A 15,070-nucleotide genomic window follows, 5' to 3' on the forward strand; every position below is an offset into this window, starting at 1 on the left:
GCTCGGCTGGGAGACCCCAGCCGAGCGCCTGCATAAACTGCTCGCCGTCTGACACAACCGATCATGTGTTGCGACGATCCCTAGAAACCGCCCACGGCGACCAGGGGCCTCAACGATGTACGGGTCTGGTGTCCCTGAGCTCAGCACCTCAAGGGATTCATCGTGGTTGGTCAGCTGGGGCGCTGGTGGTTGTGGGCAGAGGTTCGCCGAGGCGGTGGACGGTGGCGACGGTGTGAGTGTTGGTGCGGTTTCCGTTCTTGTCGATGCCGAAGTAGCCGCTTGCGCCGGCGATGGCGTCGTTGCGCAGCGCGTAAAGCTCGTTCCTGACGGCGTAGCGGTTGGGCAGGCTGCCCGGGGCGCCGTGGGCGGCCGCACGGTGCAGGGCGGTCGCGGCCGTGAGGACGGCGTCGTGGGCGACGATGCCCCAGTAGCTGCGGGTGAGATGTTCTGCGGGGAACTGCTGTCCGTGGTGGTGGGAGGTGAAGGCCTTGACGAAGGCGTTGTACTGACCGCGGCCGGGGTTGTCGGCGCTGCGGAACTGGGCCGCGTTCGGGAAGGACGCGTACAGGACAGTGATCGGCGCGTCAGGGTCGCGGAGTGCTTCTGTCTTGGGGTCGAGTGCTGCCGCATCCGATCCGGTGATCACGGTGATGGGCTGGGCGTGGCAGCTTCGTCTGGCCAGCGCGTCGAGGAAGTCGGGCAGGTACCTGACGCGGGCGGCGTAGTAGACGGTGTCGATGGTCTTGCCGCTGCTGCAGAAGTTCTGGCTGATGGTGGGCAGGATGGCGCCGGGCCCGCCGCGGGGGTCGAACTTGAAGTCGGAGGTGTCGTCGAGATGCTTCTTGAGGTCTTTGATGGTGCGGAAGCCCCGGTTGAGGGATTCGGTGTAGAGGTCCCTGGTCCCGTTGGGCGTCACCGAGGTGCTGACCAGGGCCGCGGTGTGCTGGCCGGAGGGCAGTTGTTTGCTGATGGCGGTTAGTTGGTCTTTGTTGGAGAGGGCGACGCGGGCCAGTCCGTCGATCCGTCCCTTGCCGTCGACCGCGCCGGTGGCGTCGAAGCCGTCCGCGGTGATCAGGTCCCCGACCATGGGCAGATCGGCCTTGCTGAGCTTGCGGGCCGCGTCGACGGTTTCCTGCTGGCTCAGACCCATGCCGGCCACCGCCACCAGGCGGTCTTCGGACCTGCGGGCCACCAGCTGGTCGACAGCGCGCTCCCAGTGCTTCTGGCTGCTGCCCATGCTGGCCACCAGCAGCCGGATCTTGGGCCTGGTGTTCTTCTTGTTGGCCTCTTCGACGGCGGTGTAGGCGCCCTCGAGCTCGGCGACGTACTGACCCACGGTTAGGTTGTTGGAGTCCTTCGACGTCAAAGGTGTCAGGAACGCGACCGTCACGTAGTCACCGTCCTTGACCACGTTCCTGTTCTCCGCGCCGATGGCGGTCATGACCGGCTTGAGGTCACTGCCGAAGACGGCCGCGCCGTCACTGCCGTCGGTGACGCCCGTGCACTCCCCATCAGCCTCTGTCATCAGGCTCGGATTGAACGTGCCACAGTGCCGCTCCTTGGTCTCTTCCCGGTCCTGCTGGTGCACCAGCCACACCACGGCGCCGACGGTGAGAGCGAGTACGGTGCCGGCCACCACGACTGCACTCAGCCGGGAGCGGCCGCTACCGATAGGGCGCGCCCACCGGCGCGCCCACCACCGGCCCTGCTCGGCAGGCGGCACGGGTAGGTCCGTCTCAGCCGGAGCCGCTTCTTGCAGTCCCTCCTCGGGAGCCGTCTCCTGCCAGCTCAACTGCTCCCAGCGCGTCAGCCATGGCCCCTGTTCCTTTTCGCTCAGCCCACAAGCGCGCAGAAAGCTGACCACGAAGCCTCGGTTGGGCAGCGCGTCCTTGTTCAACGTGCTGGAGATCGTGGCGGTGGAGGACAGCTTCTCTGGGCCGTCAGCGCTGGCCTTCACCAGCTCTGCGTAGGTCAGGCTCCGGCTCTTGCACAACTGCTTCAGTGCCTTCCGGAAGTCCCTCTGGTCGCGCAGGTGCGTCGGGTCGGGCCACGTCCTCTGCTCGTCCTGGGGGGCCGGCGGGTCCTCCGGCTGCGTCATCGCACTCCTCCCGGAGTGCCGGCGGCCGGGTGCTGTCCGCTCAGCCACGGGCCGATCTGCGCGGCGGCAGCTCCGGCCGCCATGACCAGCCCCAGGACATCGCAGACGGGCTGCCCGCTGCACACGAGGACGATCACCACCACCAGGATCACCGTAAGGACGGTGATCCGCTGGGCGGGCGTGAGGCTCGCTCCGCAGAGCGCGTGATCCGAGGACGCCGCCTGCCGGCGGCGCCGCGATCGCGTAATGCGTACGGACATAGTCGTTCCCTTCCTGAACGCGGCGAAGATCGCCATACCGCGACCGCATCGGCGCTTACCGGGCGTGATGCGGTCATTACCCAGTTTGGCAGTGGCTGAGGGGGAGGGAAACACTCCAGCCCGATTGGAATAAGTCCGAACATTAACCGCTCAGCAAAAAGCTTTCACTCTCCCTTTTCCGCTCGAATAGCGCGGCGTGCCGATGCATCTCGACGGCTCGTCCGTCGGCGTCCGAACCGTTCAGGCTGGAGATCGACCGCAAGGAGGGCTGCCGCAGCACCACCAGGCCAGCCGATGTGTCCGCTGACCTGGGTATTCACTCGTTCGGAACGCGTTCCGCGCCGTTCCGAGTCGTTCGGAACGCGGAAGATCTTGCACAGTGGCCAGCAAGGTGGTGAGCTGAGCAAGCGGAACCCCCGCCCTCGAAATACACCGTCCCCTCCCCTTCCTGGGCGCGGCAGTGCATGAGCGGGGGAAGAGGGGGCTCCTGTTACCGGCTGGAGCCCCCTCACCGCATCCACGTGCGCAGCGCAAAAATAACTATTCCGCATCGGTGATCGAGACTCCTTTTCGTGGAAAGCCCTCTGCAGAAATTTGGAATCGATGGCTAATTGCCCCCCTCGCGGGACACAGCCACCGCTGCCCGTGACCTGCTGCACGGCACACCCGCGATGCGGCTGGTCAGTCACACGAGGCGAGCGTGTGGGAGCCGAGACCGCGTCGCACGTGATCTGGGCGCTGCTGCTCTTGGCTGGGTGCTCCTGGTCTTGTTCATCGCGGCCGGCCTCGCTTACGTGGCGTGGCGCCACCACCGGCGCCTTGCGATGCACGGCCCCAGGCCACGCGATCTGATCGGACGACGCGGCCACCTCGTCGAACGCCCCGAGACCCTCGCGGCATGAGCTTTTCCGCCGTACCGGATGGAGTCCAGTAACGGCCGGGCCGGACTGCTGGCCGTACCTGCCCGGACCTCAGCGTGTGCGCCCGGCGAGGAACGCATCCTCGGCTGCATACTCGAAGAACCGGCTGAAGTACGGGTCCTCCGTCTTGGGCAGGATCCCCGCCCGGTCGCCGGCCCGGGCGGAGTCGAGCAGCCAGTCGATCTCAGCAGCGACTGTCGTCGCGTAGTCGCCGGTTGGCCGGTACCCGAGAGCTTCCGCGGCGGAGGTGTCGAGCACCACCGGGTGGGGGGAGTTCCAGGGGGTTCGACCCAGGGTGCCCGGAGCCGTGTCGTCGAGGAGGACTTCTTCCCAGGTGTGCTTCAGGTACCGGGCGATGGTGCGGAAGATCTCGAGTGCGCTCGGCGCGTCGGGGTCCGCGCAGTTGAGGATGCGCGCGCCGGGCGTGTCGGCGGCCGTTTCGATGAGAGCCGCGATGTTGGCCGCGGCCGTCGGGTGGACGACCCCGTTGCCCCGGTTGGCGAGCAGCACAACACCGCGACGGTCCAGGGCGCGTTTGACGACCACCCATTCCCTGGGGCGGGCCGCGCCCACACCGTGGATGCGGGAAGGGCGCACGACAGTGATGGGCAAGCCGCTGTCCAGGGCGACATGCTCGGCCGCGACCTTGTTGGGGCCGTACCCCACCCGTGAGTGGTAGTCCATGTCACCGGGGGGCAGGGTGGGCTGGGTTTCGCGGACAGGGCCGTCGTACCGGGGCGGGGCGTCGGAGTTGGAGTGGTGGCCGTCGGCATCGACGTACACGGCCTTGCTGGAGATCAACACCGTGGAGGTGGCGTTCCTGGCGAGTGGCAGCAGGAGCAGGGCGTCGGCAGCGGTGTAGCAGATGCAGTCGACCAGTAGATCGGTACCCCCTCCCAGGGCAGCCTGGAGCCGGCTGCCGTCAGACCGGTCCGCCGCGACGAAGCGGGCTCCTGCGGCAGCGAGTTCGGACGGCATGTGGGCAGGGTTCCGGCCGGTGACGTCCACCTGCCATCCGGCGGCGAGCAGCCGCAGGGCGGCAGCGCGACCGATCAGGCCGGTACCACCGAGGACCAGTGCACGGGGCATAAGACGATCTTATGCCTCGTGCCCCGGGTCCTCTCCCCGCCGATCCACAAGTTTTGACAGTTGCTCACCGCATGCTCGGCCAGCTCTACCACGGTCTCCAGTTCTACTTCTGCCACAGCTCCAGAGGCGGCGTGACCAGGCCGCAGAGCGTGAATAGGCTTCCGCGTATGGCCAGCGAATCTTTTCCCTGCAACCGGTTCCTTGGTGAGTTTCAGGAACTGGCACATGGTCGCCCCGACGGCCCTGCACTTCGCGACTCGGTCCGCGACCACGCCGCCCGGGGCGAGGAGAAGCTGGTGCGTTATCTCCGTTCAGGATGTGCCCTTGCCGTCACCGGATCACCAGTCCATGACGCGCTGAGCAACGAACTCATCGGCGCGTTGAAGCTGCACACTGACGGCGAGTGGTTCTGGTACTCAGACCTCGCCCACTACGTCGAGCGCTACCACGTCCCGCTGGACGAGACCTTCGTCGACCACGCACGCGCACACCACTGGACTCCACCCAAGCTCTCTGCGGAAGACCTCATCCAGATCGGAGACATTCTGGACGCGGCACTCGATGCCGAAGACGCCGGAGACACGCATGGCTTGACGAGTTAGGCGCCTGAGGTGTCTGTCCGGGGTGCGGGTGCTGGTCGGGGCGAATACACGGCTCCTACCTGCGCTTTCCCCGTGCTCTGCCGACGGCGGGCACGTTCGTCGTGGTGTCGTTGCGGGTACGGAGGTTCGTCTGCGAGGAGGAATCTTGCGAGCGCATGACTTTCGCCGAGCAAGTACCCGGTCTCACCCGCAGTTTCGGGCGACGGACCGAACGGCTGCGGTCGACGCCGGTGTCGGTCGGTCTTGCGCTCGCGGGCCGGGCCGGTGCCCGGAACGGACGCCTTCAAGGTTCCGGTCAGCAGGAACACCCTGTTGAGGCTGATCCCCTCGCTTCCGGATCCGGGGACGGGCAGGCGGATCTGACGGAGCTGTGGCAGCAGCGTTGGCCCAGTTGCCCGCCGGTTGGGTACAAGCTCCGGGGCCCGTATCGGGACGTCTGGGCACGTTTTCACAGCCTGCCGGAATCGAAGCGGTACGCGGAGGACGAGAGCGAGTACACCGTCGTCCTGGAGCGTTACAACACCGTCCGCGATGAGCTGTTCGCTGGTGCGGACGTGTATGTGATCACACCGCTCTGGACGACCGAAGCGGAGGTTCCACCATCGCAGGCCGTCACCGGGTATGGGCAGAGCCTGCTGGTAGAGGACGATCCTGACCCTGCGTTCCGCACCTACTGCCACCTCTTCGCCGCCCGCCGGCCCTGGCGGCGTGGCTGCATCGACGAGCCGCTCCGAGACATCGCCGACGACATGGTGGCGGGCGTCCTCATCACCGACACCCGGATGCAGCGCATCCACCACCCCTACGACGGTGGCGCGGACGTTCTCCTCACCACGTCCGAGGAACGGGATGGCGCGCGATCGGCATGCCGACTGGCTTTCCCCTCACCCCTCGGGTCTCTGACCCGCTCGGATCTCCGCCCCGCTCAGAATCGTTTTCACTGCAAGTACCGGGTTGAGAGGCTTCACGAGCGCTTCGGTGGCGACGGCCACGAGCCGCGCGGGCGCATCACCGTCCAGCAATGCGCTCACATACTCGATGGCCTCCGCAGGCGAGAACATCGGCAGCCTCTGGCGCAGTGTCCGTACAGCGTGCACGCGTCCGCGCGCAGCGGCGACTTCACACAGCACGTCGTGCAGATCGTCTACTGCGGTGCGCACCGGCAGCCCACGTATCCGGGCTCGATAGTCGGCCTCCCACTCCCCGGTTACCGCGGAGACGACGCCGACCCGGTGCAGTCCCCCGTCGACACGGTCGACCAGGTAAGGCCCGTTACCGGCCAGCATGAACTCCGGGTTCCGGGTGCGTACGAACTCCTCGGAGGTCCAGGAGACGATCCACACCAGCTCGTGCTCCTCGACGTCGACCACAGCCATCCGCATCGCGTCCACGCCCGCAGCCCGCCACTGCTGATAGTCGCGCTCCAGCTGATCCTCGACGGCCCGAACGGCGGCCTCTCGCTCGATCACGCATGCAGCTTCCCGCACCGCCCCCTCTCTCGACCAGCAAATTCGCACGGCCCAGGGCACGTCCGAGGGATCTGACGGACCTTCTTGGCCAGGAATACGACAGCAACGGAACAAGTGCTCCGCGCCAGTACCGCTGCGCACCCAGGGCTGCTGCGACCCGTGCCACAAGGGCTACGAGCCCAGCCCCGACACCCACATGACCTCCCCGGCCCCGGCTGGCCACCGGCTGGCCGCCTGATCAACGGCTCTCCCGAAGGCCCCGTTCTGACCCGTCGAAGCCAACCCGGGGCGGTCCCGCACCACCACGCGGGTCGCCTCACTCACGTCACGACCAGGAGAACCTCGCCCACGACGACACGATCCGCGCCTGCATGCAGGGCGACACCCGCGCGGCACGCAACCTTCGGCATGTTGACGTGAAACGGCTCACCCGTCATCTCAACCGATGACCGGGCTGCAGCGTTCGACGGAACCCGGTCCCTCGCCGAACCTTCGGCCCAGGGCTGTGTCCACCGGAGACGTTGCCGTTTCACTACTCGGTGATACCGTATAGCGGTACTCGGTAGCACGTAGTACTGGCCGGATGAGGAGCACCCGCGATGGACGACCTGACGGAGATGTTGAAGGGCACGCTCGAAGGGTGCGTACTCGAGATCATCGGCAGCGAGGAAACCTACGGGTACGCCATCACTCGCCAGCTGAACGAGCTCGGCTTCGCCGACGTCATTGAGGGCACGGTCTACACGATCTTGCTGCGGCTGGAGAGGAACGGGCTCGTCCAGGTGACGAAACGACCATCCGGGGTCGGTCCGCCACGCAAGTTCTACGCGCTCAACGACGCCGGGCGCGAGGAACTCGCGAAGTTCTGGGAGAAGTGGCAGTACCTCTCATCACGCATCAACAGGCTCAAGGAGGGCGGGAGATGAACTTCTGGGAGAAGGCCACAGGCAGCGATCTCACCAGGGATTGGAAGGCGTTCGGAGCCCGGGTCGAGGCCCTGCCGGACGACTACCGGGAGGCGTGGGACCAGATCGTCGCCCACCTCTTCCCTTACGGGGACCTCACTGGCCGCAACCTGACACCGATTCTCGACTCCGCCCTGGGGCTGCTCGAAGTGTCGGCAGCGGACGGGCAGAGCGTCCACGAGGTGCTCGGCGACGACATCCAGGGCTTCTGCACGGCGCTGGCCGGCGGAGCAGGGGCCCGGACTCATCGCGACCGGTGGCGCGAGCAGTTGAACAGGAACGTCGCAAGGAAACTGAATCGGCTGGGAGGCTGACGTGAGCATCCAAGACATCATCGAAGGCAAGAAACAATGGCGGGCGCACGTGGCCCGGGTCAAGGCACTCCCGCCGGACTACCAGATCGTCTACAAGGAGATGCAGAAGTACCTGTTCAAGGTCGGACCGGTCAGCCTGCCCGACGGACCCCTCCTCCCAGGAATCGTCGACTTCTTCGAGGAGGGCGTCGCCGCGGGCAAGGGAGTTTTGGAACTCATCGGCACCGACGTCGCCGCGTTCTGCGACGACCTGATCAAGGACTCTCCCACCTACGCGGATGCTTACCAGAAAGCCATTAGCGGGGAACCCGGCGCGGCCACGGAGTGACAGCCGCCGGACCGGTTCGCGACGCTGCTGGGTTCCACCACGCGGGTTCATGGCGTCGTCTGCGTCGGCAGCACGTGCACAATCGCATGTGCACGCCGGTCGGCGAGCTGCCGGTGCAGGTGGCTGTTCTCCACTGTGGCCTGGTGCAGCGCACCGCACCCACCAGTGCCTCGTCGACATCAGCTTTGAGCTGGGTGATCTCCTGCGCGTCGGCTGCCCTGAGCTCCTTGAGCCGCCGGACCTGCTGGCGCAGACGCCGCTCGCTGTCCGGCGTCCCTCCCCGGGCCCGAACCTGCTCGTAGAACTCCGCCTTGAGGTCGGTGTCCGACCACGACAGAGGAGGCACAGAACGTGCGCGCCCGCTTCGACTTCGTCACCACCCGTGCCAGACGCCCCGCGTAGTACCGGCCGCCCTCCAGCTGGAGACGCGGAATCAGCGTCAGCAGCGAGGCCCCTTCGTCCGACTCACCCCGGAGGAGAACAGCAGGTCAGCGAAGGCCGCGTTGCGGTCGGCCAGCCGTCCCGCCCACCCGGCGTCCGGCAGCCGTCCGCGCCGTGACCGCGCAGTCCCACCTCCACCCAGCGGCGGAAGGCGCGCGGCGTCAGCCAGCGCACCTCGCCAGTGCGCGCGTTCTTCGCCCGCGCCGCTGGCACCAGCACGATCTCGCCGGTCCGGCTGGTGACCGTACGCATGAGCACCGGGTTCGCCAGCACTTACTCGCGCTGTACCGCCCACTCATACAGCCGCGCGAGCGCGGCCGGTCCCCGGTTCCACCGCGCCCCGCCGACCCGGCAAGGATTCCGCGGCGAGCGGGTCCGCCAGTCCTCGAAGTCCCACAGATCGTCCGCTGACGCCTCGCTCCACCACTTCCCGCGACCCCACAGGAAATCGAAGAACAGGCAGTAGTCGTCCGTGTAGTTGCGCTTCTTCTCCTGTGCGAGACGGGTGAACGACGACCGGCACAGATACCGGCTCAGTACCTCGTCGATCCGGTAGTCCGGAGAAAGAAGAATGGGATCCCCAGGATGAATCCCAACGCGATCCTCACGTACGGTCAGGTCCCCCCACCCAGCCAGAACAGGCACCCGGTCCCCCGCCACCCGGCGAGCTGTCGGCACCCAAAACGTACGCCAATCCAGTGGTTGCTCTTGCCAACGTCCAGGCCGAGGAAGACGCCCGTCTCGCTGATGTCGATCACCGTGCCCCCACATGCGTCGATGCTGTGCCGGCCTCGGTGTTGGGGCCGTTCGCGCGCATCCACGTTATGCAGACCTGCCGCCCTCGAGTGGCCGGGCATTGCGCCGGGCCGGGCGGTGGCCGGACCTCTGATCAGCGTCTGTGACGGCACCCCTCGGACCCGGTGACACCACCCCCCAGGTCATCTGTTCGACAGGGGGCAACAGTCATGCCGGGCCCGGAGGCCAGCGGCCCTCTTGCAGGACTGCGAAGAAGATAACGGGGCTCTGGCTGGCCTCGCCCTGGCCGGGCCGCGTGAGCGCGGCGCGGAGAAGGCGTCCGCGCCCCCGCGTCTCGTACCAGAGCCGACCGGGGGCGTGCCCGTGGGGCAGAGCGGTGCGGTGGCGGGTGTGGCGTTGCCGGCGGGCGCGCAGTCTGCCGCAGCTCGTTGCGCGGCTGTCAGCGTGGGCCTGCTCCGCTTCATCTGAGGGATCGCCGTCGAGTTCTAGGCTCGGTTGGGCTTCCCTCCCCCCTCGACGCTAGATCAGCCCCCCGCACCCGCTACGCCTTCCGCGCGGACGTCCAGCCTTGGCGGCGGAGGCTTTCGAAGCCGTCCAGAAGGAGGTCCAGGGCGAATTCGAACTCGAACTGGTCGTCGCAGCCGCCACCGACTGTGGAACTCCCGTCGTGTGCGGCCGTCGCGGCGAGTTCCGCGATGTGCGGGTAGCGCGCCGCCAGCCCGGGGCCCGGCGGGCCGGAGGGGCCCGAGGTGTCGAACAGTTCCTGGCTGAAGCCGAGCAGGCGGCTGCCCATCGCGTGCATGACGTGGTGCGTAAGGTCGGCGGAGAGACCGCCGTCCCGGAAGCTTCCGGCCATCGAGTCCAGGTACGCCAGCACGGCCGGGGTAGGGCCGGTCCGCGACTCGATGAGCCGGGCCGCCCAGGGGTGGCGCAACAGGACCCGCCGGGCCGAGAGGATCCGCCCGCGGACCACGCGTTGCCACTCGGGGCCCGCAGCCGGCGGGTCGATCTCGCCGACCACGGTGTCGACCATGCCGTCGAGCAGCTCCTCCTTGTTGGCCACGTGCTTGTAGAGGGCCATCGGTACGACGTCCAGCTCCTGCGCGAGCCTGCGCATGCTGAGCGCGTCGATGCCGGTGGCGTCGGCGAGCGCGACCGCGGCGCGCAGGACGCGGTCCCTGTTCAGGGGGATCCGATGCGTGTGTGTGGCTTCCTGCCGGGTCATTCCGGTTCGGCCCTTTCCCTCCTCGACAGCGCCCTCTCCTTGACGAGTGTACGTCGTACACCTATGCTCGCCGCGAGGTGTACGGCGTACACCACCACCGAGTAGGGGGTACCGAGAAGATGAGTCCGGACCGGAGAACCGCGGTGGCCGCCGGGTCGCTGTTCCTGCTGACCGAGGCCGCCGCGATAGCAGGGGCCGTTCTGTACCGCCCCCTGCTGGGAGCGGCGGACGGCCGGCTCGCGCAGGGCGCCGACACGCGGGCGCTGCTCGGGGTGCTCTGCGAGGTGGTGCTGGTGGTGGCGGTGGCCGGTACCGGGGCGGCGCTGTTCCCCGTCCTGCGGCGCCACGGCGAGGGGCTCGCGTTCGGGTACGCCTTCGGGCGGCTGCTGGAGGCGGCCGTCATCGCCCTCGGGATCGTCGCCGTGCTGGCGCTCGTCACCCTGCGGCGGGACGCGGGGGCGGCGGCAGGCGCCGACGACGCGCTGGTGGCCGTGCACGACTGGACGTTCCTGCTCGGGCCCAACATCGCCCTCGGTTTGAACACCGTCCTGCTTGCCTACCTGGCGTACCGCGCACGGCTCGTGCCGCGCTTCATCGCTGTGCTCGGGCTGGTTGGCGGGCCGCTGATCTGCGCCTCGGCCGTCGCCGTGATGTTCGGGGCCTACGCGCAGCTCTCCCTGGCGGGGTCGGCCGCCGCGCTCCCGGTGTTCGCCTGGGAGCTGGGGCTGGCTGGGTGGCTGATCTTCAGGGGGTTCGGGTCCGGCTCAGGCGCCGCGTCCCGGGCAGACAGAGAGGTGGCTGATCCGGCAGGTGTCCGTCGGTGAGGTCGGCCCGAGCTTGACGGCGGAGCCGTCCGGGGCGACGCGCCAGCCCTGCCCGGCGGGGACCGTCATGATCTGCGAGAAGCAGCGACCGACGCGCGGCTGAGGCTCAGCACTCACACCGACGAGGGCGGGCCGGGGGCATCAGGTTGAGCGGCCCGAACTCGTCACAGGCCGGCATCCCAGCCCGTGACTTCAGTCCTCCCACGCTGTCTGCCGCTGACCGCCGTTTTCGGCATTCCCGTGACAGCACCAACTGGCGTCGGCTACGAGAGCCCCAGGAGAGCGCCGATGACAGAGCGGGTTATGTCCAGCGCATGCCGATGGCGGAGAGTTGTTCCACGCGTTCGGGGGAGAGGGTCGCGGCGCGTGAGCGCTGGTTGCTGATCCATGCCCCGAGCCGAAGCTGTCGTACCTCCTGTCCCTCGCTGTCCTCGTGGCCGTCCACTTCTCCGTTCCCGCTGGTGATGACGATCGTCTCGACGTGTTTCCTCGGCACGCGAAGGTGTCCTTCGCGTTGGTAGTACTGCTTGGCGGCCTGGTAGTTGAGGGCCCATTTGTCGGCCTGTGTACGGCGCGGCTTGGGCTTCTCGCTCTCGCCGGCGGGCTCGATCCCGAGGACGTGCTCCAGCATCCACTGCTGCACGCCGGTGAGCTTGTCGAAGCCGAGCCGCTGCGCCCGTACCCATCGTCCGAGGTCTTCGCCTTGGTGCACGACGGCACCCGGCTCTGTCGGCAGTGTTCCGCCCGCTTCCAGGTGCTGCCGGACGAGGTGGAAGGCGCGTTGCCACTCCACCGGCCAGGCCGGGCACCAGGCGGGGTCGATGTCCTCGAGCTGCTCGCGCCGTTCCTCCGACAGCGCCCCCGCCGACGACTGAACCGGCAGGCCTTCGGCACGCCGCTGCTCGACCTCCTGCGCTTTCCGGGCGGCCGCTCTAGCGTTCTTCAGCCAGATGCCTACCTTGTAGCCCTGGTAGGTGGCGTCCAGCGGGGCCAGCAGGTGGCCGTTGTCCTTGGCCCATCCTCGGGCGGCGGCCAGGCCCTCTTCCCAGGCGATGTCGTAGTGCGACCAGACCATGCCGAGCTTCTCCAGCTGCTCGACACGGTCGGCGTCCATGTGCCCGCGGGCGTAGAAGCGGCGGGCGTCGGCGATCCATTGCCCCAGCGGGAAGGCAGTGAGGGAGGCCGGCCACCCTTCGGTTTCCGCCTCCGGTTCGTTCTTGCCGGGGACGCGGTAGGTGAAGGGGACCTTCAGGTTGCCGTGGAGTCGGTGGTAGATGGTGGCGGCTTCCGTGCCGCGTCGCCAGTGCTGGTGTTCGGGGTTGAGGACGCGCAGGTTGATGAACGCGGCCAGCTGCGCGGGGTCGCGTGGGGTACTGAACTTCAGCAGCTCCCGGGCCGGCACCGACAGTCCGCGGTCGCCGCCTTCGGCTCCCTCGCCCTCCTGCCCCCCGCTACGGCTCTGTACGCCTCTGACACTGCTGCGGGCTTGCTGTTCGGCGAGCTGTTCCACGACTCGGGCGTCGTGGGCCCTGAGTGCTTCCAGCAGCTTCGCCAGGCCGCCGTAGGCCCGGCTCGTGAGCATGTTGTCGACCGTCTCCCCGGGCCCCAGCAGGACCGGCACGACCAGGCTGGCCATCTTGCCCTCGCCGGGCTGCATACGCAGTGCGCGGCCGACGGCTTGGACGAGGTCGGGCATGGAGCCGCGTACGTCGGCGAAGTAGACGGAGTCGCAGTTCTTGGTATCGACGCCTTCGCCCAGCACCTTCACCGAGCCCAGGTAGCCCTTCTCCACGACCGTGCCGTCCGTGGCGACTCCGGCCGCGAATTCCCCGAGAACCCGGCGCCTGTGGAGCGGTTTGTGGTCGCCGCACAGCCAGTCGGCCCAGACCGTGCGTGGGTAGAGCTCGGGGTCGGCGGCGTACAGTTGTGCGGCGACGTCGGGAAGGCCGGCCGCGAAGGCTTCGGCTTCCTTCACCATGTGGTGGAAGACCAGCGTCCTGCGGAAGCCTTCTTCCGCTGACGCCCTCACCAAGGCGGTCTGCAGTGCGGCGAGCCGCGCCCCGCGTACCTGCTCGGAGCGCGCGTCTTCGCCCAGCAGCTGTGCGGCCTGGAGCTGGGTGTCGGTGATGTCTACGCACACCACCTGGTACGGCGCACAGATCCCGCGATCGATGGCCTGCGACAGCGTCAGGGTGTAGCAGCGGCTGCCGAACGGGCCGCCCGGGTCGTCCTCCATGCTCGCCACCAGCTCACCCGGCGCGCCCTGCTGCTCCTGGTCGTCGTCGAGCTGCCACAGCCGCGGCGTGGCGGTCATGTAGAGGCGGCGCAGCGCGGGGATGCGGGTGTTGTCGTGGACGACCGCCCACGGCTTCCCGATCCGCCCCGAGGTCCGGTGCGCCTCGTCCACGACGATCAGGTCCCATCCCGGGAGACCGGCCTGGTGGGCGCGTTCCAGGGTGCCCAGCCCGAGTGAGGCGTAGGTGGCGAAGACGGTGACCTTGTCGAACGGCCGGACCCAGTCGACCAGCTCCTCCACGTCGGTGGTGTTGGGGAAGGCCACCTCGTTCCCGCGCAGGGAGGAGACCCCGATCATCGGCCCGCTGCGGCCGCCCTCGAGCCACGCGGCCTCGGTCTGGGCGAGCAGGTCCAGCGAGGGCACGAGGACGAGAACGCGGCCGGCACCGAGCTTCTCCGCGCTGCGGGTGGCGACAAGGGTCTTACCAGTTCCGGTTGCCATGATCACCTGAGTACGGAGACCCCGCTCAGGCACAGTGGATCTTGCATGAGATTCGAGCGCGCGAAGGATCGCGTCCACGGCTTCTCGCTGATGGGGACGGAGTTTCTTCACAGCCATTCCGATCTACCCTCTCCTGCAGACCTGGAATACCGTCCTCTCCGCCGATGCGGGCAACCAGTCTGTCAAAGCAGTAGTTGAAGCCCCACAGCCTTGCCCATGACGGCCACAGTTACAGCAGGGCGGCATGCGCGGGGAACGGACACGCCCCGCGGGTAGGACGGCGGACCGTTCGTTTCGTCACCCGGCTGGCCGCGCAATCAATGGACAGTCACCTCGACTTCGGTTGAATGGTCCAGAGACCGCGTCCACTCCCGGGTGCCATGCCGCGTGTGGGCGACCTGACCGTTTTATGCGTGCAGGGCAGACCTGTCACGGGGGGAACCGGTCTGCACCTGCACGTTGAAGCCCGCTGCCCCCTCCACAGAGGGCGGGCTTCGCGACCCTCATGATCGGGTCATTGTCTACAGCGCGTTGCGGCGTCGATGTGTTACACGGGGAGCGCGATGCCCGGCAGGCAGTCCTGCGCTGGAAGGTTTGGCGATCACCGTGGCGGCCTTCGTGTCTCGGCTGCCTTCTGAACCGGCGCAGCAGGCACCGTGCTGTTGTGGGCGACGGTGGGCGTCGGTGCAGGTCCGACATTGCGGTGTCCGTCGGTGGGATGCCGACGTGCACCATTCGGAGGGTGCGCGTTCGGCGGGTGGGTCGAAGGAGCTATGTGCCTCGGTGGCGGTAGCCGACGTCGAGACCTGCTCGTGGGGCCTGTTCCGCCGCGTGGTGTAGTGATCGGCGCCCGCGGGCGCGCGGGTGTGGTGTTCCACGGATGGGGGATAGCCGGCTGGCTGAGGGGGGTGCGGCTTGGAGGATGAGGTGCGGGGCGCTGCCCTTGGATTCCGGTCCGGTTTGGGATGCTCGTGGAGGGGTTGGCGTGCTGTGTGCGGCTGGCAGGGCGGTCTCGGCGCGTGCCTGTTCCCGGCTCGGTCGG

The 15,070-nt window shown here is 68.0% G+C and carries 14 protein-coding genes and 1 pseudogene; 6 read left to right on the forward strand and 9 right to left on the reverse strand.

Annotated elements, in window-relative coordinates; genetic code table 11:
- Nucleotides 1–157: 157 nt before the first annotated feature.
- From ACWD1U_RS34360 to ACWD1U_RS34370, 3 genes are all read right to left on the reverse strand, one after another.
- Nucleotides 158–2,098 (reverse strand): hypothetical protein, encoded by a 1,941-nt coding sequence (locus tag ACWD1U_RS34360; RefSeq protein WP_451113282.1) that lies wholly within the window; start codon nt 2,096–2,098, stop codon nt 158–160.
- Nucleotides 2,095–2,358 carry a hypothetical protein gene (locus tag ACWD1U_RS34365; RefSeq protein ID WP_451113283.1) on the reverse strand — a complete coding sequence of 88 codons (264 nt, stop codon included), beginning with the start codon at nt 2,356–2,358 and terminating at the stop codon, nt 2,095–2,097. Before ACWD1U_RS34365 ends, ACWD1U_RS34360 begins: the two co-directional genes overlap by 4 nt.
- 971 nt (nt 2,359–3,329) lie before the next feature.
- A complete protein-coding gene (locus tag ACWD1U_RS34370) occupies nt 3,330–4,367 on the reverse strand; it encodes an NAD-dependent epimerase/dehydratase family protein (protein WP_451113284.1) in 1,038 nt (345 codons plus the stop codon).
- A gap of 167 nt (nt 4,368–4,534) precedes the next feature.
- On the opposite strand from ACWD1U_RS34370, the gene ACWD1U_RS34375 reads away from it, so the two are divergent.
- Nucleotides 4,535–4,969 (forward strand): hypothetical protein, encoded by a 435-nt coding sequence (locus ACWD1U_RS34375; RefSeq protein WP_451113285.1) that lies wholly within the window; start codon nt 4,535–4,537, stop codon nt 4,967–4,969.
- A gap of 59 nt (nt 4,970–5,028) precedes the next feature.
- Nucleotides 5,029–5,772 (forward strand): annotated as a pseudogene (locus tag ACWD1U_RS34380) (DUF3885 domain-containing protein); the annotation flags it as partial.
- An 81-nt stretch (nt 5,773–5,853) separates the two neighbouring features.
- Here the strand turns inward: ACWD1U_RS34380 and ACWD1U_RS34385 are convergent.
- Nucleotides 5,854–6,438 carry a YrhB domain-containing protein gene (locus tag ACWD1U_RS34385; protein WP_451113286.1) on the reverse strand — a complete coding sequence of 195 codons (585 nt, stop codon included), beginning with the start codon at nt 6,436–6,438 and terminating at the stop codon, nt 5,854–5,856.
- A 599-nt stretch (nt 6,439–7,037) separates the two neighbouring features.
- On the opposite strand from ACWD1U_RS34385, the gene ACWD1U_RS34390 reads away from it, so the two are divergent.
- From ACWD1U_RS34390 to ACWD1U_RS34400, 3 genes are read left to right on the forward strand one after another with little or no spacing between them, the layout of a single operon-like run.
- A complete protein-coding gene (locus ACWD1U_RS34390) occupies nt 7,038–7,364 on the forward strand; it encodes a PadR family transcriptional regulator (RefSeq protein ID WP_451113287.1) in 327 nt (108 codons plus the stop codon).
- A complete protein-coding gene (locus ACWD1U_RS34395; RefSeq protein WP_451113288.1) occupies nt 7,361–7,717 on the forward strand; it encodes a DUF1048 domain-containing protein in 357 nt (118 codons plus the stop codon). The genes ACWD1U_RS34390 and ACWD1U_RS34395 overlap by 4 nt, the downstream gene beginning before the upstream one ends.
- Nucleotide 7,718: 1 nt before the next feature.
- Nucleotides 7,719–8,045 (forward strand): DUF1048 domain-containing protein, encoded by a 327-nt coding sequence (locus tag ACWD1U_RS34400; protein WP_451113289.1) that lies wholly within the window; start codon nt 7,719–7,721, stop codon nt 8,043–8,045.
- Between the two features lie 465 nt (nt 8,046–8,510).
- On the opposite strand, the gene ACWD1U_RS34405 is transcribed toward ACWD1U_RS34400, so the two are convergent.
- The 3 genes from ACWD1U_RS34405 to ACWD1U_RS34415 all read right to left on the reverse strand — a co-directional run bounded on the left by ACWD1U_RS34405 (nt 8,511) and on the right by ACWD1U_RS34415 (nt 10,467).
- Nucleotides 8,511–8,759, reverse strand: coding sequence for a hypothetical protein (locus ACWD1U_RS34405; protein WP_451113290.1), 249 nt, complete (start codon nt 8,757–8,759; stop codon nt 8,511–8,513).
- A complete protein-coding gene (locus tag ACWD1U_RS34410; RefSeq protein WP_451113291.1) occupies nt 8,760–9,131 on the reverse strand; it encodes a hypothetical protein in 372 nt (123 codons plus the stop codon).
- Between the two features lie 652 nt (nt 9,132–9,783).
- Nucleotides 9,784–10,467 (reverse strand): TetR/AcrR family transcriptional regulator C-terminal domain-containing protein, encoded by a 684-nt coding sequence (locus ACWD1U_RS34415; protein WP_451113292.1) that lies wholly within the window; start codon nt 10,465–10,467, stop codon nt 9,784–9,786.
- Between the two features lie 119 nt (nt 10,468–10,586).
- Between ACWD1U_RS34415 and ACWD1U_RS34420 the strand changes: the two genes are divergently transcribed.
- Nucleotides 10,587–11,291 (forward strand): DUF4386 domain-containing protein, encoded by a 705-nt coding sequence (locus ACWD1U_RS34420; RefSeq protein WP_451113293.1) that lies wholly within the window; start codon nt 10,587–10,589, stop codon nt 11,289–11,291.
- On the opposite strand, the gene ACWD1U_RS34425 is transcribed toward ACWD1U_RS34420, so the two are convergent.
- Together ACWD1U_RS34425 and ACWD1U_RS34430 are read right to left on the reverse strand one after the other, a co-directional pair.
- Entirely contained in the window at nt 11,232–11,360 is a 129-nt protein-coding gene (locus ACWD1U_RS34425; RefSeq protein ID WP_451113361.1) for a DUF6083 domain-containing protein, read from the reverse strand. The genes ACWD1U_RS34420 and ACWD1U_RS34425 overlap by 60 nt on opposite strands.
- 232 nt (nt 11,361–11,592) lie before the next feature.
- A complete protein-coding gene (locus ACWD1U_RS34430; protein ID WP_451113294.1) occupies nt 11,593–14,145 on the reverse strand; it encodes a Helicase associated domain protein in 2,553 nt (850 codons plus the stop codon).
- Nucleotides 14,146–15,070: the final 925 nt, after the last annotated feature.

This window comes from Streptomyces sp. NPDC002788, assembly GCF_053592115.1.

Bases quoted from the DNA above. Each gene is read 5' to 3' on its own strand.
- ACWD1U_RS34370 (WP_451113284.1), bottom strand. From the start codon at position 4,367: ATGCCCCGTGCACTGGTCCTCGGTGGTACCGGCCTGATCGGTCGCGCT.
- ACWD1U_RS34395 (WP_451113288.1), top strand. From the start codon at position 7,361: ATGAACTTCTGGGAGAAGGCCACAGGCAGCGATCTCACCAGGGATTGG.
- ACWD1U_RS34375 (WP_451113285.1), top strand. From the start codon at position 4,535: ATGGCCAGCGAATCTTTTCCCTGCAACCGGTTCCTTGGTGAGTTTCAG.
- ACWD1U_RS34415 (WP_451113292.1), bottom strand. From the start codon at position 10,467: ATGACCCGGCAGGAAGCCACACACACGCATCGGATCCCCCTGAACAGG.
- ACWD1U_RS34425 (WP_451113361.1), bottom strand. From the start codon at position 11,360: ATGACGGTCCCCGCCGGGCAGGGCTGGCGCGTCGCCCCGGACGGCTCC.
- ACWD1U_RS34360 (WP_451113282.1), bottom strand. From the start codon at position 2,098: ATGACGCAGCCGGAGGACCCGCCGGCCCCCCAGGACGAGCAGAGGACG.
- ACWD1U_RS34420 (WP_451113293.1), top strand. From the start codon at position 10,587: ATGAGTCCGGACCGGAGAACCGCGGTGGCCGCCGGGTCGCTGTTCCTG.
- ACWD1U_RS34365 (WP_451113283.1), bottom strand. From the start codon at position 2,358: ATGTCCGTACGCATTACGCGATCGCGGCGCCGCCGGCAGGCGGCGTCC.
- ACWD1U_RS34430 (WP_451113294.1), bottom strand. From the start codon at position 14,145: ATGGCTGTGAAGAAACTCCGTCCCCATCAGCGAGAAGCCGTGGACGCG.
- ACWD1U_RS34390 (WP_451113287.1), top strand. From the start codon at position 7,038: ATGGACGACCTGACGGAGATGTTGAAGGGCACGCTCGAAGGGTGCGTA.